Genomic DNA, 19677 nt, shown 5'->3' with positions numbered 1-19677 from the left:
AACATGAACACAGGGATGTCCATGCTCCCCGAGCGTTTATTGATGACTAAACTCAGCCAGCGCCTGCAGGATCTGCACAAGACGCTTAGAGAACAACAGCCGCACCTCACCCGGGTAGCGGTAGCCCTGTATGATGATGCCACCGGTCTGGTGACCACCTACGCCTACAGCAGCGACATCAAGAGTCCACTGCTGCATTACAGTGCATCACTGCAGGAGGTCCCCTCGCTGCAACAGCTTGCCGTCCGCGGTCAGGCACGCCTGGTTCAGGACCTGACCACCTTCGCCGAACACCCGTCGGAACACACCAGAGCGCTGATCAAGGCCGGTTATCGCAGCAGTTTGACGGTGCCCATGCACAACAATGACCAGTTGCTCGGCTTTGTGTTTTTCAACGCCGATCAGCCTAACTGCTTTTCCCGCTTCCAGATTCCGCAGCTGGAGATCGCCGCCTATGCCATTTCGTTGCTGATCGTGCAGGAGCGGACCGAAGTCAACACCCTTCAGGCCACCATGAAGTCCGCTATTGAGGTTACCCATGAACGCAACCCGGAAACCGGCGAGCACCTCAAACGGATCGCTGGATTTACCCGCCTGATCGCCTGCGAGGTGGCGACGCACTTTAACCTCGATGATGAGTTTATCGAGCATCTGGTGCAGTTTTCGGCGATGCACGACATCGGTAAGATCAGCGTTCCCGACCAGATACTGCTGAAGCCGGGCAAGCTGACGGCGGACGAATTCGAGGTGATGAAAACCCACACCAGTCGCGGTCGCACACTGGTGGACCACCTGATCCGTAATCACGCGTTGGAATCGCTGGACTACATCGCCATGCTGCGCAACATCATCGAGCTGCACCACGAGAACTGGGATGGTAGCGGCTACCCCCATGGCATCAGCGGCGATGAGATCCCGGTGGAAGCGCGGATCGTTGCCACCGCCGACGTGTATGACGCGCTCACCAGCGAACGCCCCTACAAGGACCGTCTCAGCACTGACCAGGCGGTTGAGCTGATGCTCGCGATGCGGGGAGTCAAGCTCGACCCCCACTGCGTTGATGCATTCATCAAGCGGCTGGAAGACGCCGAGCTGATCCGCTCGCGTTTCGCTCCCGACGAACACGCCGAACTGCCCCCCACGGACCGCGACCGCCGATGATATCGAAATCGCGCTCGGTTTATACCGTACTCACCGTTGGTATTCTGCTCAGCATCGCCACCGGCACCTGGGTTTATGAACTGGAGAGCGAACGCCTCGAAGCCCAGTTTCTGGTAACCGCGAAAGAGAAAGTGGCGGCAGTCAACCTGCAGATCAACGAGGGCTTTGCGGTGGTTGACTACGTTCGCATCGTGGTTGAAGAGAGCGAACCCGACGGCGAGTCCCTGCGCCATATTTTTCAGCGTTTCCATACCCAAAGCCCGCTCCTGAACGGTATCGCCTGGGCGCGCCTGGAGCAGCATCAGGGGCGGCTCAGTTTGCCGGTCATGCTGGTGGAGCCGGTCAAGCGCTACAGCAGCTGGCTGGGGCACGATCTGGCACTGGTGCCGGACTTCCTGCAAAGCGCCCGTCCGGTATTGGCCGGTGAACAGCTGACCCAGGTGCTGTCGGTTAAAAATCCGGTGGGCGATGAGCAGCAGATCACCCTGACCCGCACCCACTCGGTCGAGCAGGACAGTTTCGGCCTGATTGTGGCGTTGTTGGATATACCGGCTCTGCTCGAAAACGCCGTGGGCCAGGTGCCGCTCAGAGGCGCCCTGATCGAGCTGACGATCGAATCCGCCAATCTGGGCCAACGCAGCTTCCGCTGGCCGGGTAACCAGCTGCCCAAAACCCGCTCCGGACTGTATTACGAGACCGTACTTGAGAACCCGGCCCACATCCCGCTGCGCGCACGGGTGATGCCGCTGCAGAGTTACTTTGACCAGCGCCAAACCATGACCGGCTGGCTGACTGCGTTGTTTGGTATCGCCCTGACCCTGCTGGTGACCCTTTATCTGAGCAGCCAGGTGCGCTTGCGCCGGGAGATGGAACGACTGTCGCTCACCGACGCCCTGACCGGCATCGCCAACCGCCGTCAGTTCGATCAGTGCCTGGCGCGCGAATGGCAGGCTTCCCGCCGCTCCCAGGAGCCGATCAGCCTGCTGCTGATCGACATCGATCATTTCAAACGCTTCAACGACCACTATGGCCACGATGCCGGCGATGACTGTCTGGCAAAAGTGGCACAGCTACTCAGCAACAGCATCGCCCGCCCCCGGGACTTGCTGGCCCGCTTCGGCGGCGAGGAGTTTGCCGTCATCCTGCCCAGTACCGACGAAAGCGCACAGGAGCTGGCCGAGCGCTGCCGTCTGGCGATCGAGCAAGCCCAGATACCCCATCAGGGAGCACCAGATCGCACGCAACTGACGCTCTCTATCGGCTGTGCAACCTTGCGGGCCAAAGCGCATCAGTCGCCCGACACATTGATCAAACTCGCTGACGAAGCGCTGTACCACGCCAAAGACCGGGGACGAAACCGGATCGAAGTCGCTACCCTGAGCAAAGAAAATTCCGCTGGAACTGGTGGGTAAATTTTATTCTGTCGATAAGATTTTTTTGTTTTACCCACTCCCCCCCCTTACCCATACTCCACACAACTTTGACCCCCCGTTGAACGCAGTGGAGGTACCACATGGCCACAGCCCAACAGCAATTCAGCAGTTTCTTTAGCGACCGAAAATTCCGCGACGACGACAACTTTCCCTATGGATTCGACCGTAGCGGCGAGTTCACTCCGGCGCAATCCGCTGCCTTGGTGGCTCACGGCTGGGCGATGAAGCAGCTGGCCACGGGTGAACGCGCCCCGGTCACTGAGGAAGAACACACCTTTGTTGCCTTCTGCCGTGGCGCACATCCGGCAGCGACGGTATACGAGAAAGCCTGGGAGCGTTACACCCGGGTATGCCAGAAGGACAAGCATTTCTACACCGTGGGTGATTCGCGACCGGCGACCAACTCCGGCGACGATTTTGACGATTTCGATGATGACTGAGGCCCAGCCTCAGGCTATCGGCTGGCGGGAGTGGGTAGCACTCCCGCAGTTAGGGATCGAACGACTCAAGGTGAAAGTGGATACCGGTGCACGCTCCTCGGCGCTGCACGCTTACTTCGTGGAACCCTTTACCCGCGATGGCAAGGCGTGGGTGCGCTTCGGCATCCATCCCCACCAGAACGACGAAACCCGCACCGTGATCTGCGAAGCAGCGGTTCATGACCGCCGCAAGGTGCGCGATTCCGGCGGTCATGAAGAGGTCCGCCCGGTCATACTGACCGAAGTACACCTCGGTGAGCGACGCATATCGGTTGAGGTGACGCTTACCAACAGAGATTCAATGAAATTCCGCATGCTATTGGGCCGCACCGCGCTCAAGTCGGATTATCTGGTTGCGCCGGCAGAATCCTATCTGCTCGGCGAGCCGCGCTAATCGGGTTCATACTAGAACCCACTCCCCCCATTCCATTCAGGTTGATTCCATGAAGATCGGCATTTTGTCCCGTAACCCATCCCTGTACTCCACCCGCCGGTTGGTGGAAGCTGGCCGAGATCGCGGCCATGAGGTGCGCGTCATCGACGCCCTGCGCTGCTACATGGATATCAATGCCCGCACCTCGGCGATCCACTACAAAGGTGAAAACCTGACCGGATACGATGCCATCGTTCCCCGTATCGGCGCATCGGTCACCTTTTACGGCACCGCGGTGCTGCGCCAGTTCGAGATGATGGGCGTCTATCCCCTGAATGAATCGGTCGCCATCAGCCGTTCGCGTGACAAGCTGCGCTCCATGCAGCTGCTGTCGCGTAAAGGGATCGACATGCCGCGCACCGGCTTTGCCAACAAGCCCGGAGATATTCCCGACCTGATCAGCATGATCGGCCAACCGCCTCTGGTACTCAAACTGCTGGAGGGAACCCAGGGGATCGGCGTGGTACTGGCAGAAACCAGCAAGGCAGCGGAAAGCGTATTGCAGGCTTTTATGGGCCTCAAGGCCAACATCATGGTACAGGAGTTCATCAAGGAGGCCGGCGGTGCCGATATTCGCTGTTTTGTGATCGGCGACCGGGTAATCGCGGCAATGAAGCGCCAGGCCCCGGAAGGTGAGTTCCGTTCCAATCTGCACCGGGGTGGCAGCGCCTCGCTGGTGCGCATCACTCCGGAAGAACGCGCCATCGCGGTCAAAGCAGCCCGCACCATGGGGCTTAATGTGGCCGGTGTCGACCTGCTACGCTCGGCGCGCGGCCCCCTGATCATGGAGGTCAACTCCAGTCCGGGACTGGAAGGCGTGGAAACAGCCACCGGCAAGGATGTCGCCGGGGCTATCATCCGTTTTATCGAGAAGAACGCCCACGCCCGCGTCAATAAGTCGCGCACCCGAGGAAAAGGCTAAATTGAAACGCGCTCCGTTTGAGATCGCCGGTGAGACGGTCGCCCCTGGCGAACGCCGCATCGTGGCGATCAACCTCGCACGGCTCTATACCCACACGCCGCTCGATCTTGAGATCGAAGTGATCCACGGGCGCCGCGACGGACCAGTGCTGCTGGTTTGCGCCACCATCCATGGAGACGAGCTGAACGGCGTTGAAATCTGCCGCCAACTGATGCTGCACCGCTCATTAAGCCGTCTGCGCGGGACCCTGCTGGTAGTGCCGGTGGTGAATATTTTCGGTTTCATCCAGCACAGCCGCTATCTGCCTGACCGACGCGACCTCAATCGCTGCTTTCCCGGCAGCGAACGCGGCTCCCTCGGCAGCCGCATCGCGCATCTGTTCCATACCCAGGTACTGCGGCGTTGCAGCCACGTGATCGACCTGCACACCGGCGCCATTCACCGCAGCAACCTGCCGCAGATACGCGCCAACCTCGACAACCCGGCGGCGGAAAGCATGGCGCGTGAGTTTGGTGCGCCGATCATTCTTGATGCCCAGCTTCGCGACGGATCGTTGCGCGAGTGTGCCGACCAGAATGGCATACCGCTGATTCTTTACGAAGCCGGCCAGGCCTTGCGCTTCGATAACAACGCCATTCGCGGCGGCGTTCGTGGCATTCTTAACGTCATGCGCGCACTGGATATGCTGCCGGCGCTGAAGCGCCCGCGCCCGGCATTGCAACCGGCGGTGGCGCGCTCCAGTTACTGGCTGCGGGCTGAAGCCGATGGCATTTTCCGCTCCACCCTCAAGCTGGGCCAACGGGTCAGCCGCGGACAGGCGCTGGGTATCATCACCACCCCTTTCAGCAGCCGTGAAATGGAGGTGACCGCCAGTTACGCGGGGCTGATCATCGGCCGCAACAACATTCCGCTGGTCAACGAAGGCGATGCGCTCTATCACATCGCCCGCTTTGATACCGTCGCCAGCGCCGAGAAGCGGGTCGAAGCGATCTCGGAAGAGATCGGCGCGCACTCGCTGCCGGAAGAGCCGCCCACCATCTAATTAGGGCTTGCATCCACCGGCGGCGAACGCTATACAGCGGGTAAATCCGATCCAGACCAGGGACGCCCGTGAGCAGCTCCGTCGATACCGCACTCCTGCGAACCTTTCTCGAAGTCCAGAAAACCCGCCACTTTGGCCGGGCGGCTGAAAACCTCTATTTGACCCAGTCGGCGGTCAGCTTCCGCATCCGCCAGCTGGAGGAGCTACTGGGGGTCAAACTGTTTGAACGCTATCGCCACAACATTCAGCTGACCCCCGCCGGCGAGCGCCTGGTCAGCCATGCCCAGGCCATCCTCACCGCCTGGCAACGGGCTACCCAGGAGGTCGGACTGCATGAGCGGCAGCGGCTGCAGCTGGTATTGGGCGCCCCGTCCAACCTCTGGGACGCGGTACTGCAGGAACATCTGGTTTCCATTGCGCGCCAACTGCCGGATGTGGCCCTCAGCACCGATACCCTCAACAGCCACGCGCTGGTTCGCAGCCTGCTGGAACACACCCTTGATCTGGCGGTACTGCTCGATCCTCCCAAGGTGGAAGAGCTGTCCACCGACTCTCTCGGCTGGCTGGATCTGGTGATGGTTTCCAGTCGCGAACTGCAAACACCGGCGCAGCTGGATGAAACCGACTTTGTGTTGATCAACTGGGGCACCGCGTTCAGCATCCGCCAGGCCAAGGCGGTCAGTCACACTCTCAACCCGGTTCTGCAGACCAGCCAGACCAGCATTGCGCTTGAATATCTGCTGCGCGACAACGGCGCTGCATTCATGCCCCTGCGGGTGGTGGCACCTCTGCTCGATGAGGGGCAACTGCACCGGGTGCCCGGAATCGCCCAGGTGCGGCGGGAGCTGTTCGCCGTCTACCGTAACAACAACGGCAAGCAGCAGGCCATCGCCGAGCTGGTCAACACCATGCGGACCCACACCGCCAACGGACAGTCCGGCGGCACGCCCCTGCAGCCCGAATGACCGCCAGCATCGCGATACAGGTCCCCGACGAGCCGGAGTGCTGGGACAGTTGCGGCACCTGCCGCAGCGAGCTGCTGGAGGTGGTAGAGCTGTTGGTATCACCCGGCGACCGGGTTGATCTCTACCAGCCGCTACTGGTGGTGGAAGCCTACAAAACCGACATGGAGGTGCTCTCCTCCGCCAGCGGTGTGGTGGAGCAGTTGCTCGTTATCCCCGGTGACGAGGTTTCCCCCGGCGACGTAGTAGCGTTGGTCCGTCCCCTGTAGCCACATGACACGGCGCCCCCCGATGGCCGGCGTGCCTTAGAACTCTACCTGAAAACGGCGTATGCTGCGGAACTGACAACCAGAGCCCGGTGCCATGCTGCTCGACCTCCACGCTATTGCTCCCCTACTGCTGCTGGTAGCCTTTGCCGCCTACGTGCAAACCATCGCGGGGTTCGCGTACGGGCTGATCCTGATGGGCGTCATCGGTTGGCTGAAGCTGATTCCGCTGGCCGACGCCGCGATTCTGGTCAGCCTGACCTCGCTGGTAAACGTGCTGGTCGCCCTGCGCGGTGATTGGGCGGGTATCAACCGGGGCACCCTGGCCGCTATCTTGCTGGGACTGATCCCCGGTCTGCTGGGAGGTATCTGGCTGCTCGACTATCTTTCCAGCGAAACCGAACAAACCCTGCGCCTGCTGCTCGGCGTGACCCTGCTCGGTGGCGGCTTTCTGCTGATGCTCAAACCGACCCCGTACAGGCAGCCCTCCCCGACCTGGACGCTGGGCTTTTTCGGTCTCCTTGGCGGGCTGGGAGGCGGCTTGTTCAGTGTATCCGGGCCGCCGGTGGTATTTCACCTCTACCGCCAGCCGCAACCGCTGGCCGTGCTCAAGGCCACTCTGCTGGCCGTATTCGGCTTCTCGACCCTGTTGCGTATTCTGGTTGTCAGTGCGCAGGGGCAGATGGACGCGCAGCTCCTGCTTCTGGGCGCACTGGCAGCGCCGGTGGTAAGTCTCGCCACCCTGGCTGGACGCCGTTACCCGCCACCCCTGTCGGAAACCAACCTCAAACGCGGCGCCTTCCTGCTGGTCACCCTGATGGGGATCACCCTGCTGCTCTAGTGTGCAGCTTCGCGCCTGGTGGCACATTTGAACGAAGTGGTTATTTCGCCGACCTAAGCGCGGCGGAGTCATAGTGGAGCTACGGCAGCAACGAGCAACGAGCAACGACGGATGGCGGAATAAGGAACCGTTATAGGTGCCGAATAGCGTGACCCGGCACACGGGCCTCAATTAACCGAACCTACAGCAACGCCGGATAGTGCGGATTGATCTCCTCCAGCATACGTGCCGGCCCCGCAGGCAGGCGCTGCTGCAACGGATCCAGCACATCCACCGGCAGGGGCCCCAGACGACGCTCCAGCTGTTCCAGCCCCGCCCCCTGCTCCGCCAGAAAACAGAGATAGGTATGCGCCAGCTGCTCGCCGGAAATATCGCGGTCACGCAGCTGCGCCCGCTCCGCCGTAGCAGCCAGCCGCTCATCCAGTTGATCCGGACTGAGCGGATGGCCGTCCTCTGCCACCAACAGCGGCTGCAGACGCTGATCTGGCCCCTCAAAACTTTGCCGCAGCGACCGGCTCAGCGCCGGCGCCAACGACAGCTCCCGCGGTGGCAGCGACGGAACGCTGAGGCGTTCACAGCCATCGGCAAGGTGATACCAAGCCAGCCGGGATACCTCACGCAGCTGCACCCCACTCAACAGCAACATGATCAGCAACCGCTCCTGCTGATCGGCGCAGCGGAGTAACTCCCGACAGGTGGCAACCGATAACGGCGCCACTCCCACGCTGTGGATCACCCGCGGTGGCCCTGGCACGGGCGGCGCCGGCAGGCGCGCCCCATGCAGGAGTCTGGCACTCATCATCCCCTTAAGTATCGACAGCGCCAGTGCAAGCAGTGCTGCCAGCAGCAGCGCCCAACCGCTATCACGCCAGTAGTCGGGCGCCACCGTCCGTGTGGATGAAACGGCTGGTTCCAGCACATGGATACGCACGTCGCGGCGCGGCGCCTGACTGAATGCGAGACGCTGGTTACGCAATGTCGCCAGTTCGGTATTCAGAAGCGCCAACTGCTCGCGCCGGGCCTGCAGCGTCAGCAGCCGCCCTTCGAACTGCCGTACCGCATCATTCTGGGCTGCAAGCTCGGCCAGCATTACCTGCTCCTGCGCCCGGCTGCTGTCGACCTGACGCTGTGCCCGCTGCAGCTGTTGCGTCAGCGATTGTCGCTGACGCTCATCAATCTGCGCCTCAATCTGCCGCAAACGGTGCTGCAGCGCCTGCGCCTCGGGATTAATCTGCAGATAGCGCCGGGTGTATTGCTCCTCCAGAGTCTGCAGCTGGTCCTTTATCTGTACCGCACGCCGGCTGAGGTTGTCGATCCCGGCTTGATCCTGCGCCTGCACCAGGATTTCGCCACGCCGTTTTGCCGCCAGTAAGGCGTCACGCTCAGCTTCAGCCCGGCGACGCTGCTCGGCAATACGGTCCAGCGACTCGGCCAGCCCGCGAATGCGATTCATTACCCGGTTCTCATCCCGCTCGATTGACGCAATCTGATGCTCGCGCTGATAGGTCTCCAGTTCCTGCTGTACCTGCTGCTGCATGCGTTCCAGCTCCGCGACCCGTTCATCAAGGCGCGCCCCCTCGGCGCGCGTAATCTGATCCTGACGTTGGGAAAAGCGTTGCTGATACAGGGTGATCCAGCGCTCAACCACCGAAGGTGCCAGCGCTGGATCACCGGCTTGCGCCACCAGTCGCACCAACTGGCTATTGGGCAACACCTCCACCTGGAGGTTTGAACGCAGTTCGTCCAGGGTCACCACCACCCCCAAACTGCCAAGCTGTTGCTGCAGGGTCTGCAACAGCGGGTGGCTTAATAACACCTGCTGATGCAGCACCATCTCCTCAGGCGGCGACTCGGCCAGGGCAGACTGATAGCGGGGAGGGAACTGCACCTGCAGCAAGGCATGGCTCTCATAAAGTGCCGGGCGCGACCAGACCCAGGCCAGCGCGATCGTTCCGAAAACCATCACTAACACCGCAAACCAGCCCCATCGGACCGGCAGCAGCGCCTTGGGTGCGGATGCCGAATTGGGTGGGCGCTGATTGCCAGGCCCGTCTTCAGACCACTCGGTCATGGGTTCGCCTTCTCTGCTGGACGCTACCGTTGAGCTTAGCAACCGATAACGCCGCTAACCTGCGAGCACACCAGACAATGCGAACAGGCGTTTAGCTGTGCCGCCATGCTAAGCTTGCCGGCATGGGCCTCCAGATCTCCGCTGATGCCATCGTTTTCGACCTTGACGGTGTGCTGATCAACTCCGAACCGCTGTGGCGACAGGCGGAGATCGAACTGTTCGCCAGCACTGGCCTGTGGTTGAGCGACAGTGACTGCGCCCTGACGCAGGGCTTACGGATCGACGAGGTGGTTGACTACTGGTGCCGCCGGAAACCGGGCCTGCGCTGCGATCGCACGGCGCTGGCGGCCGCCATCATCGAACGCGCGATCGAACTGATACAGCAGCAGGGCGCGGCGCTACCCACTGCCGTGGAGACGGTGCATAACTTGAAGCAGCAGTACCCGCTGGCGATAGCCAGTTCCTCATCGTTGCGGCTGATCGACGCGGCATTGCAGCGATTACGGCTCACTGACTGTTTCCGCCAGCGGCTGTCGGCTGAACAGGAACTCCGCGGCAAACCTCATCCGGCGGTCTACCTGGCCGCCGCCAAAGCGTTGGGGATCGCTCCCGAACGGTGCGTTGCGATCGAAGACTCGGTTAACGGCATGCTGGCCGCCCAAAGGGCCGGAATGAGCGTGGTGGTGATACCGGCTAAGGAACAGCGCCAGCGTCCTGAATGGGCAGAGGCTGATCGGTGTCTGGAGAGTCTGGCGGAACTACCGGCAGCGCTCGCGCCGGTTACCGGCTAACGCGGCGTCAACGCAGGCGCCTCAAACACAACCCCCGCCCAGCCGTCTGCCATGAACGCGCGAATGTTAGCGTGGCTGCTTCCACCGGGATCACCCAGCACTTCGTCGCGGTAATAGTGGCCGAACAATGCTAACGTCTGCGCTTGGGTCAAGCCCTGCATCTTGGCGAACGCCAACAGGCGGCAGGAGCCTTCGTTTTCACCGGCCGCGTTGACCACCTGACGCGCGCCGATTCCGTTGTGGAACGCGGTGGGGTGATAGTGATATTCGGCAGCGATAACCGCCTGAACCTCAGCGAATTCCACCGGCAATCCAGCGCGAACGCGTTGCAGTAACTGGTTCAATTCATTGCTCTCCCAATAATGGCTGGCTGCCCGGATAGCGGATATTCAACCGCGCCAGACCCTCGGCAATCAGTTGCTGGGCTTGCCGAAACAGGCGCGGATCGCCGTCACGAAGCACTTCGATCTGCAACGCTTTTTCCACCAGGTAGATACGTGCAAATCCCGGATCATTGTCCACGATCTCGCTAACATTATCGATAATGTCGGCCAGCTTGATGGTCTTGGCGTCGGCCTGCGCACGGGCCGTATGTTCGCGATCGATCCGTTTACGCACTGCCCGGTTGCCATCCTCGTAGCGACTGATATTGGTCAGGTCAATCACCAGCGAGGTAACCCGGTCACCAAACCGGGAACGGAGCTGCGGCGCGGTGACCGGGGTATCTTCCAAGACATCATGCAACCACGCGGCGGCGATCATTGTCTGGTCATCGCTAACTTTGGCAACGCGCCCGGCCACGGCCTGCGGGTGAACCCAATAAGGCGCGCCGCTGTACTTGCGCCGCTGGTTGACTGCGTCGTGGGCAGCGATAGCAAAGGCTCGGGCTTGGCTTATCAAACCGTCCTTGTCATCACCCTGTTGCTGTTCGCGCTCGCTCTTCACGCCACACCCTCGACTTACCTCGATGTCTCAACCCACCTTAACCACAACTCAATCCATAGCCATTGATATCCACCAGAACGACTAATGCCTCCCGGCGTTTGTTCCTGTCTGCGGCTAGCCCCCCAAGTTCAGTCCGGCTATTGATTATGATAGCCGAGCGTTCGCCTGCAACTGCCACTTGCGCCGCGCCGAACCGCTCCGGGTCCGTTCGATGGCAGCATATGACCCACTCACCGCCGCACTCAACCACCGCTGTCCGGTTGCGGCCGCCGTGGGTACAACAACGCCATCGCCAACCCGCAGTAGAGCGCGACCAATAGCAGTGCCAGCAAACGCTCGCCCAGAGCGCCCGGGTCATTTACACCATCGACAGGGATCGTTGCGCTAAGGGCGACCAGATAGGCCATAAATGCTGTCTGCAAGTAGACAGGGATAGGCACAGAGCGCAGTAATCCAGACATCCACAGAGACCCACACAGTGCCAGCGACCATAGTGCCGGAGGGGATGGCAATATTGCCGACGCCATTAATACCGGTACCCCGGCTGCGATTCCGACAATATTGCCAAACAGAGTTTCCAAGCGGGTTTGACGGCCGCTTCCACGCTCGCGGGCCGCCAGAAAGGTGGCCAACGTAGCGGCCACGAACACCGCGCTCCCCAGTACAAAGTGCAGACAGAAGTAGAGTGCGCTGGTAAACACCAATGCCTTCATCACTACAGTCACGGGGCGATCCGCGCCAACTGTTCCGCGAACCTCACCACCCTCCACCGGCTCACTCCGCTCCGGCCACAGACAAAAGGCAGCGATAGCCGCCAGCACGCCCAAGATAAACATGGCCGTAATCCACAGCGGCAATATCCACGCTGAAAGTCGCCCGGCCATCAGCAGTACCATGGTAATCGGCATGATAATCAACAGCAGCCGCGCCACCAGATCATCAGGGTTATGCGCCTGCCGACCAAAACCCACCAACGCCATGGCTAGCACCGCACTCCACTGCGCGGCCGGGTAGTCATGCAATAGCTCACCGATTGACGCCACCGGCACACAGATGAGCACGATAAGCCCGGTTAACTTCATCACCAGCGGCCGGGTCGGCCTCTGCGGAGAGATAAACAGCACCAGCACGCAAAACAGTGCTGGAAGAAACGGCAGCGGTAGCCGCAACCAAAAACAGATGCCAAACAGCACCAGCGGCGCCACTGCAAACCGCAGTTGCCTCAGCGCCATGGCATCCCAGCTCAAAACAGGTAAGTCAAGATGCTGACAAGGCGAATCCATGCAGCGCCCAACATCGACAGCATCCCGGCCTCTTCGGTATACACCAGCACCGATGCTTCTGAACCATAGCGCACGCCAGACGGCGGCCTCTGATCGAATGTAACCAGTACCGGAAAGCGGACGTCACCGCTGGAAGCGGGGGCATTCATCAGTCCGCTGCTGCTCTCCGTCGATGTACCACCAGCGATACCCCAGCCAACGCTGCGCACCGTCCCCTGAAACACGCGCCCAGGTAACACTTCAAGGACAATATCCACTGGCAGCCCCGGTCGAATATGTTCAAGCGAATTTTCGCCGTACATAGCAGTAATCCAGATATCGTCGGCGTCAATGAAAGTCATCGCTGCCGAACCAACTCCCACGTAGTGCCCCGGGGCCAATTGGACATTAGTGATCACCCCCTCGCCCGGCGCTTTTACTTCGGTGCGTAACAGGTCCAGTCGCGCCCGACGCAAGTTGGCCAGCGCCTCCTGCAAGCGCGGGTTTTGCTGCCCGCTAGGCCCAAGGTTTGCCTTAGCTTTTTCCAGATTGGCTTCCGCTTCATCCACGGCGCCTTCCGCCTGAAGATATGCCGCCTCGGCTTGGTCGTACTGAGACTGCGACAATAATCCACGTCGATTGAGGTCACTCGCCCTTTGCACCTGCAAACGCGCGTTATTGCGGACCGCTTGAGCCTGAATTACCCGTGCCTGAGCGGTTTGCACCGCAGCAGTATCGGCACCGATGACAAGACCTACGGTAGCCAAGTGGGCTTCCTGCTGGGCCAGTGCCAGCTGATAGTTGTCCGTTTCGATACTGAATAACAACTCTCCCTTCTCAACCAACTGGTTATCAACCACCGCCACGTCATCCACCAGACCTGCCACCTGCGGAGCGATCCGGATTAAATTCGCCTGAACGATGCCGAAACCGCTAAAGGGAATCACACGTTGAGCCCATACTGAGTAAAGAAATAGGCTGGCAGTAACCATCGTCAAATACAGCGCTAGCCGGCGCACTGGATCGGGCTGTTGAGGAGCGGGGGCATTAACGGGATCGAGCGATTCAACCGGCTCTGACATAGGCATCACTCCGTTGGTTTATCGGCAGCAGGCGCACCGGGACGGCGAACCACGGCTATAGTAGATCTTCAATAACGATCCAAGACAGCATCGACGCCATCAAGCGTTGCCAAAGGGTGGTATTCGGCTCGGATTGATACGTTACATCACCATCCTCACGCCACTCTTTCCAGCTTAGACGTCCGTCAGAAATATTTACCTGATAGGCACGCTGGGCGATGGACAGCGCAAAGGCATCGCTCAACCCCTGAGCCAACGGCTCACTTTCAAACACCACTCCCATCTCAGTGTTGATATAGGCCGAGCGCGGATCCATGTTGAACGATCCCACGAACAGGTAGCGCCTATCGACCCCAATCACCTTAGCATGGAGGCTGGCACGCGAAGAGCCCGCAGCGCTCTGGTTTTCTTTGTTTTGCGGCGGCAAGGAGCGAGCTTTCATCTCCCAGAGTTCAACACCCTGTTGCAGCAACGGCTCGCGATACCGCATGTATCCGGCGTGTACCAGAGTCACATCGTTAGTCGCCAGCGAGTTGGTAAGTACCTTCACCGAAACCCCGTTGTCGACTAAGTCACCAAGCTGCTCCACCAGTGCCTCACCCGGCACAAAATAGGGCGAGACGATAATCAACTCAGCGCCAATCTGCGTCACCCAGCGCCCCATATGCGAAACCACCGCGCTATCAGCCAGTTCACTTTTCGCGTCGATCAGACCGGGCGGATCGTAAAGCACCTCGGCTCTCCCCCAAACAAACGGTAAGCGCCCAATAGCGCCCGAGGCCAGGTAGGTATGTTGCGCGACCGACTCCGGCAGCGGGGGCGGTGCACTTGTTGTCGCACCAACCAGCGACTCCCTGCCCTCTTCCGCGACAAACGGCACCACCCACTTGCTGTTCCAGTAACGGTCAAACGCTGCGGCGACCTCGGCAACGGCGGGCCCCACCATCAGCACATCCATATCGGCAAAGGTACTGTGCCCACTGATGTCAAAGTACTCGTCACCCACGTTGCGACCGCCCACCACGCTGAACGCGCCGTCCACGGTCAGAGATTTGTTGTGCATACGGTGGTTAAGTCGGGAAGGCTCCAACAGCAAGTTAAGTCCTCGCCAGCTGCGGTGGCGAAAAGGGTTATAGAGCCTTACGCTGATCTGCGGATGAGCATCCAGGGTCAGCAACGCCGGGTACTTGTCTGCCATATCGAGATCATCAAGCATCAAGCGAACCCGAACGCCACGTTGTGCCGCGTGAAGCAGCTCCCGAGCCAATAACGCACCGGAAAGGTCGTCGTGCCAGATGTAATACTGCAGATCCAAACTTTGTTCGGCCCCACGAATCAGCGCAATGCGCGCCGCCAGCGCATCCTGACCACGTGACAGCGCCACAAAGCCAGACTGGTCCGGACCACCGCGTTCACGGCTTGCCAGCAGTGAGGCGCCCTGACGGCCCAGTGCGGTTTCGATACTCAACGGCACAGCATAACTCGGCGGTGCTGCGACTGCAGGCACTCCCGAGACGCAACCGGAAAGTACCAAAGGAAAGGCGGGGAAAATGAGCCACGACAAACCTATAAGAAAAACCTTCCGTCTGACTGCCCGTGATCGCGGTCGCACACGTGCCAAAATAACCGTCCAAAGAGAACGTAAACTATTCATACGCGAATCCGCACCTCGCGGGCATCGATCATTTGCTGAATTGCCACTTCAAGGTCGATCTGATCCGGGTTGTCAGCGGGCTGGTTGAGCAATTCCGCCAACAACTCGGCCTGCTCCAGGGTGCGGGCGTTTCCCTGACCGTCCTGCACATAGGCGGCCCAGGGGACACACTTGGTGAGCGGAAACAGCTGACCCGGCTCTGGCGAGATATCGATATTCACACAGGACACAAACAGCAGCTTCTTGTCGCGGTACTCCCGCGCTTTGGCAATGCTGCGAAAGGTGCGGTCAAACTCAGCCTGGGTGTTGAACTGTGCCGCCGACAGCAGGGGCGCCGGTGAGGTAACGATCTCTGGCATGTGCGGCAACAGGTTTTCTTCCAGTTGGTCGCGAACGCTCTGGGCATCCCCGTCCGGGCGCCGAAAACTGAACAGGTCCGAACTCAACGCATCACCAATGGGCTCCCGCCCTCCCGGGCGCCAGAACTCGGGTTCGGTGCGCTCAATCAAGCTAGCGGCGGCGACAAACACCCGCGCCGTGCTCAATGTCCGTACCAGCCGCGGCAACCCCTCGCTGTCCAGCGCCAGCAACCGGTCAAGACGTGGAAACAGCCCTTCCAGGCGGCGCTGATCAAGCAGCTGGTTATCGACCACCACCGCTTCCACGCCTTGCTCTTCGGTTAGTTGGATGTTGTCACGGGCAAACTCGTACTCCTGCTGGTACCAACGTAACAGCTCACCCAGCTTGCCGCAGGTGGTGGTGCGATGATTGTCCTCGGTCTGCAGCCGGCAGTACTCGCCAAAGCGGCCGCTGTCCGGGTCATAGCCCACGTGGCTGGCCTGAATCACCACCAGATCTTTACCATGATGGGCGTGGGGCCCATGGCGATCGGTGGCGACAATACCGCCGACCTGGCCGTGATTAAAGGGAAAGGCGCCAAAATGCTTGGCGATCAGGATCACGGGGAAGCCCTGACTCTCATCAGAGCAAAAGGCTCGTGACGGCATGATGTTTCCCGCTTCAAATCCGAGTGAGCGGCAGTAGTTATACAACCGCGGCGCAAACTGGCTATAGCGCATCATATACTCGGGGCGGAATTCGCAGGTGACGGATTGGCTCATGCGGGACTCTATTAATTATTGTTTTGCCTTTTTATAGTCCAACGCCGCCGCGGTTGCAGGGTCAGCTACTCGACTGTTCTTCGGGCAGGAACGGCTCATCCCGATAGCGCGCCTGGATCTGTTTGAACTCTTCGGCACAGGCAAAGGCAGCTTCGACGCACACCGGATCAAACTGGGTGCCGGCATTACGCAGCAAGTAGGCGAAGGCATCGTTTACCGCCCACGCATGTTTGTAGGGGCGTTCACTGGTCAGCGCATCAAACACGTCCGCCACCGCCACGATGCGGCCTTCAATGGGAATAGCCTCACCCTTGAGGCCGTTGGGGTAGCCACTGCCATCGTAGCGTTCGTGGTGGCAGCCGATGATATTGAGCAACATATCGGTATGGCGGATGCGCTCCAGCCCAAACTCCTTGATCATCATCTGCGCCATCTCCACTCCGCGCGCCACATGCGCTTGCGCTTCCCGATACTCCTCCGGAGTGAGTTTGCCCGGCTTCAGCAGGATGGCGTCGGCGATCGCGATTTTGCCGATGTCGTGGAGCTGTGAAAAATTGAAGATGAACTCAACCTCTTCATCACCCAACCCAAAACCGGGAGCAACGGTCTTGGCAATCAAACGCGAGTAGGTGGACATCCGGCGCAGATGGTTGGCGGTTTCCTCATCACGATGACGGCTGAACTCGCGGGCAACCGTGACCGCACCGCTGAGGGTACGAATAGCCGCAAACTGCACCGCGACGATAGCGGCCAGCACCTTGGCATACGGCTGCAGCTTATCGATTACCCGCTGGTTGAAGTAACAAGGCTTGTCGGAGTCAAAAAACAGGAACCCTACCAGTTGATCGTCAAAAATCAGCGGCTCGGTATAACTGGAGTGGTAGCCGGCTTCGACAATTTTGCGACTGTGGAGCGTATTGGCCCGGCGCAGGATATCCAGGTCATCGAGTACTCGGGGTTTACCATCGCGGGCCAACTGCTGCAACGAGGGCACATCCGCCAGTTTCACTTCATAAAACATCAGCGGCGATTCGCCATCAGTGCTGTTGGCGAAGGTTTTCAGGGTGTCACTGGGCTGGTCGTAGATCGCCACAGCCACCCGGCAGAGCTGGTGAAACTGGCTGCGCAGGCTATTGTGAATCCGCAGCAGTGTGTCACCGATGGAGTTCTCGATCATCCTTAACCGTACTCAAGCAATGGTTATTGTTGAGTTAAGGTTTAGCAGATTCGCCCTGATCTCTCTATGGGAATTCGGCGTAATTGGTTCAAATGGCCAGCCGGCATCAGCTGTCTCCGGCAGTGGCAACAGCAGCTACGACGACGCCGCAGCTGCTGCCGAGGCAGCACCCCATTGCTCATCGGCAACCACCCGCAGCGGTAGCAGATCACTGGCATTGGTGATCACCGGTGAGCGGTCGACACGCACAGAGGCCGCGCTGTACTTACCATCCACGCTGAAGGTACCGACCTGCACATAAAGCTGCTGCAGCTGGGGTAAGGGGAACAGCTGTTGATAGACCTGCTCCTGCTCACCGAAGCGACCTCCGGTTTCCTCGGTCAGCTCGCGGCTCGGGTCCACCAGGCTGATATTGAAGCCGCAACGCCCGGCGATTGGCTTACTGACGTAGCCCTTGGCGACCAGCGTCGTTGACAGCTTGTAGTCGGTTTCAAGCAGATATGGACTCTGAGGGAACAGCTGCCACAGCACCGGCAGGATCGCTTTATTGCTCGGCACCAGCGTCCACAGCGGCTCAAACACCATCACCTCCGGGCGTAGCAGCACGTCGACCAGACGGAGATTACCCTGGCGTGGGCGCGCCGCCCCGATCGCCGCCAGGGCCTGGTCTTCATCACACTCGGCGCGCAGTTGGTCCAGCGCGGTTTCCCAAGCCCAGGTTTTCCATACCCAAAGCACGCGCTCGCCATCGCTGTCGACTACATGGCCACTATCGTCCCATCTGAGTCCGCCCATACCCCGAATCCGCTTGGTCCGATAGCCTGCAGCCTCAGCCGCCGATGCCATGTAGGCAGCGTGATAGTCCTCTTCAGGGTCATCATCCTGAAGAATATGTAACAGCGAATCGACGTCATTCTTGCGCCAGGCTCGCACCAGATCGGCGTATAGCGCCGCTCCCGGATCACGCCCCTGGGTCACCCCTGCTGCGTCAAACCAGCGCTGCTGCAGCAGGCCGGTTTCCAGGTAGCAAGAGGCGGAATCGGCGTTGTACTCGTACACTTTGAGCCCCCGCTCCGATAGCGAAAAGTCGAAGCGTCCGGTCACCATCTGATTGCGACGGTTGTTCCAGGATGCGCGCAGCTTGGGCCAGATGGAACGCGGCAGATTGAAACGCGCCAGCAGCTCATCATCCTGAAGCACACGGTGAGTGGCGTGCATGAACATGGCATGCAGTTCGTTGGTGGCGTGCTTGAGTTCCGCTTCAGCGCTGGCAGATAGCGCGAACCAGAGCCGCTGCTGCCAGGGATCGCTGCTCAAGCGGGCGCCCCCCATAGCCGCGGCGTAGGCACGCTGTTCCGGGCGGCTGAGGTCCAGCCAATCCTCCGGCGGTGGCTCCGACAGCTCGCGCAGATCGAGATTGAGCAAGTCAGGGGACAACTCCTGCCGCGGCAGCGCATGGGTCGCATCGTCGGTGGCGGTAACCCAGCCAAGGATCGAACCCTGGGCGAACGTGCACGACACCAGATAGCCACCCGTTTCGGTGCGCAGCAAGGCCAGCTCGCGCCCCCAGTCCTGCCCGGGCGGCCAGAGTCGATGGTCCAGATTCTGCTCGGCGATTCGTACCCGGTCCTCAAACACCGCCGTCACTATCGCTACGTGCCCGGTGTCCTCGAACTCCCCACCCTCAGCCCAGATCAGCAGGGAGCCGGGCTCCGGCGGCCGCTGACCGCCGTTGGCGAAGGACTGGAGTGCCACCGGCGCGTTATCACGCACCGCTCTGCCGCTGCGTAGTTCGAATATGTCGTACGCCATCGCCACGTCGTCAAACAGCCAGCCACGATTGAGATAGAGCCAGCGCCGGGCAAACTCGACGCACTGCCATTTGTAGCCCATAAACACGCCGTCGTGATAACTGCGGAACGACTCACGGTCCGGGTATGCTGCGCTGTCGGCGCTGGGGTAATGGGAGGAGTACACCGGCACGCCACCGGGGGCGTAGCCCAGCACTGTGCCGAAGGGGGCGGGTGTATTCATG

19 protein-coding genes are annotated in these 19677 nt (G+C 60.4%); 10 read left to right on the top strand and 9 right to left on the bottom strand.

Annotation, left to right across the window (positions count from 1 at the left end; all coding sequences use genetic code 11):
* The first annotated feature begins 42 nt into the window (after positions 1-42).
* The 9 genes from JJQ76_RS08080 (at position 43) to JJQ76_RS08040 (ending at position 7539) form a co-directional block, all read left to right on the top strand.
* Positions 43-1161: an HD domain-containing phosphohydrolase gene (locus tag JJQ76_RS08080; protein ID WP_210396258.1), complete on the top strand. Its 1119-nt coding sequence runs from the start codon at positions 43-45 to the stop codon at positions 1159-1161.
* Positions 1158-2573, top strand: coding sequence for a GGDEF domain-containing protein (locus JJQ76_RS08075; RefSeq protein WP_210396257.1), 1416 nt, complete (start codon positions 1158-1160; stop codon positions 2571-2573). The genes JJQ76_RS08080 and JJQ76_RS08075 overlap by 4 nt, the downstream gene beginning before the upstream one ends.
* 101 nt (positions 2574-2674) lie before the next feature.
* Entirely contained in the window at positions 2675-3034 is a 360-nt protein-coding gene (locus JJQ76_RS08070; RefSeq protein WP_210396256.1) for a MaoP family protein, read from the top strand.
* Positions 3027-3467, top strand: a complete 441-nt coding sequence (locus JJQ76_RS08065) for an ATP-dependent zinc protease family protein (protein WP_210396255.1) — start codon at positions 3027-3029, stop codon at positions 3465-3467. Before JJQ76_RS08070 ends, JJQ76_RS08065 begins: the two co-directional genes overlap by 8 nt.
* A gap of 49 nt (positions 3468-3516) precedes the next feature.
* Complete coding sequence (gene rimK, locus JJQ76_RS08060) at positions 3517-4428, top strand: 30S ribosomal protein S6--L-glutamate ligase (protein ID WP_210396254.1); 912 nt, start codon at positions 3517-3519, stop codon at positions 4426-4428.
* Position 4429: 1 nt separating this feature from the next.
* Positions 4430-5470 (top strand): succinylglutamate desuccinylase/aspartoacylase family protein, encoded by a 1041-nt coding sequence (locus tag JJQ76_RS08055; protein WP_210396253.1) that lies wholly within the window; start codon positions 4430-4432, stop codon positions 5468-5470.
* A 68-nt stretch (positions 5471-5538) separates the two neighbouring features.
* Entirely contained in the window at positions 5539-6435 is an 897-nt protein-coding gene (locus tag JJQ76_RS08050) for a LysR substrate-binding domain-containing protein (protein WP_210396252.1), read from the top strand.
* Positions 6432-6701: a biotin/lipoyl-containing protein gene (locus tag JJQ76_RS08045; protein ID WP_210396251.1), complete on the top strand. Its 270-nt coding sequence runs from the start codon at positions 6432-6434 to the stop codon at positions 6699-6701. The genes JJQ76_RS08050 and JJQ76_RS08045 overlap by 4 nt, the downstream gene beginning before the upstream one ends.
* A 94-nt stretch (positions 6702-6795) precedes the next feature.
* A complete protein-coding gene (locus JJQ76_RS08040; protein WP_210396250.1) occupies positions 6796-7539 on the top strand; it encodes a TSUP family transporter in 744 nt (247 codons plus the stop codon).
* Positions 7540-7720: 181 nt separating this feature from the next.
* Here JJQ76_RS08040 and JJQ76_RS08035 read toward each other — a convergent pair whose 3' ends face one another.
* Positions 7721-9610, bottom strand: coding sequence for a GumC domain-containing protein (locus tag JJQ76_RS08035; protein ID WP_210396249.1), 1890 nt, complete (start codon positions 9608-9610; stop codon positions 7721-7723).
* A gap of 122 nt (positions 9611-9732) precedes the next feature.
* Between JJQ76_RS08035 and hxpB the strand changes: the two genes are divergently transcribed.
* Positions 9733-10401 (top strand): hexitol phosphatase HxpB, encoded by a 669-nt coding sequence (gene hxpB, locus JJQ76_RS08030; RefSeq protein WP_210396248.1) that lies wholly within the window; start codon positions 9733-9735, stop codon positions 10399-10401.
* Here the strand turns inward: hxpB and JJQ76_RS08025 are convergent.
* From JJQ76_RS08025 to gss, 8 genes are all read right to left on the bottom strand, one after another.
* Positions 10398-10745, bottom strand: coding sequence for a HopJ type III effector protein (locus JJQ76_RS08025; protein ID WP_210396247.1), 348 nt, complete (start codon positions 10743-10745; stop codon positions 10398-10400). The genes hxpB and JJQ76_RS08025 overlap by 4 nt on opposite strands.
* Before the next feature lies 1 nt (position 10746).
* The gene (locus JJQ76_RS08020; RefSeq protein WP_210396246.1) at positions 10747-11346 is read right to left on the bottom strand and encodes an HD domain-containing protein; all 600 of its coding nucleotides are present in this window, start codon (positions 11344-11346) and stop codon (positions 10747-10749) included.
* Positions 11347-11588: 242 nt separating this feature from the next.
* Positions 11589-12578, bottom strand: a complete 990-nt coding sequence (locus tag JJQ76_RS08015) for a DUF2955 domain-containing protein (RefSeq protein ID WP_210396245.1) — start codon at positions 12576-12578, stop codon at positions 11589-11591.
* 11 nt (positions 12579-12589) lie between these two features.
* Entirely contained in the window at positions 12590-13690 is a 1101-nt protein-coding gene (locus JJQ76_RS08010; RefSeq protein ID WP_210396244.1) for an HlyD family secretion protein, read from the bottom strand.
* Between the two features lie 55 nt (positions 13691-13745).
* Complete coding sequence (locus JJQ76_RS08005; protein WP_210396243.1) at positions 13746-15164, bottom strand: phospholipase D family protein; 1419 nt, start codon at positions 15162-15164, stop codon at positions 13746-13748.
* 176 nt (positions 15165-15340) lie between these two features.
* Positions 15341-16465 carry a hypothetical protein gene (locus tag JJQ76_RS08000; RefSeq protein WP_210396242.1) on the bottom strand — a complete coding sequence of 375 codons (1125 nt, stop codon included), beginning with the start codon at positions 16463-16465 and terminating at the stop codon, positions 15341-15343.
* A 61-nt stretch (positions 16466-16526) separates the two neighbouring features.
* Positions 16527-17642, bottom strand: coding sequence for an HD-GYP domain-containing protein (locus JJQ76_RS07995; protein WP_210396241.1), 1116 nt, complete (start codon positions 17640-17642; stop codon positions 16527-16529).
* Between the two features lie 135 nt (positions 17643-17777).
* Positions 17778-19676 (bottom strand): bifunctional glutathionylspermidine amidase/synthase, encoded by a 1899-nt coding sequence (gss, locus tag JJQ76_RS07990; RefSeq protein ID WP_210396240.1) that lies wholly within the window; start codon positions 19674-19676, stop codon positions 17778-17780.
* Position 19677 lies beyond the last annotated feature (1 nt).

The organism is Motiliproteus sediminis, from assembly GCF_017912535.1.
Lineage (GTDB): Bacteria > Pseudomonadota > Gammaproteobacteria > Pseudomonadales > Balneatricaceae > Motiliproteus > Motiliproteus sediminis.
Note: the sequence above shows the minus strand (reverse complement) of the source record. Positions and strands in the feature narration are given on the sequence as shown.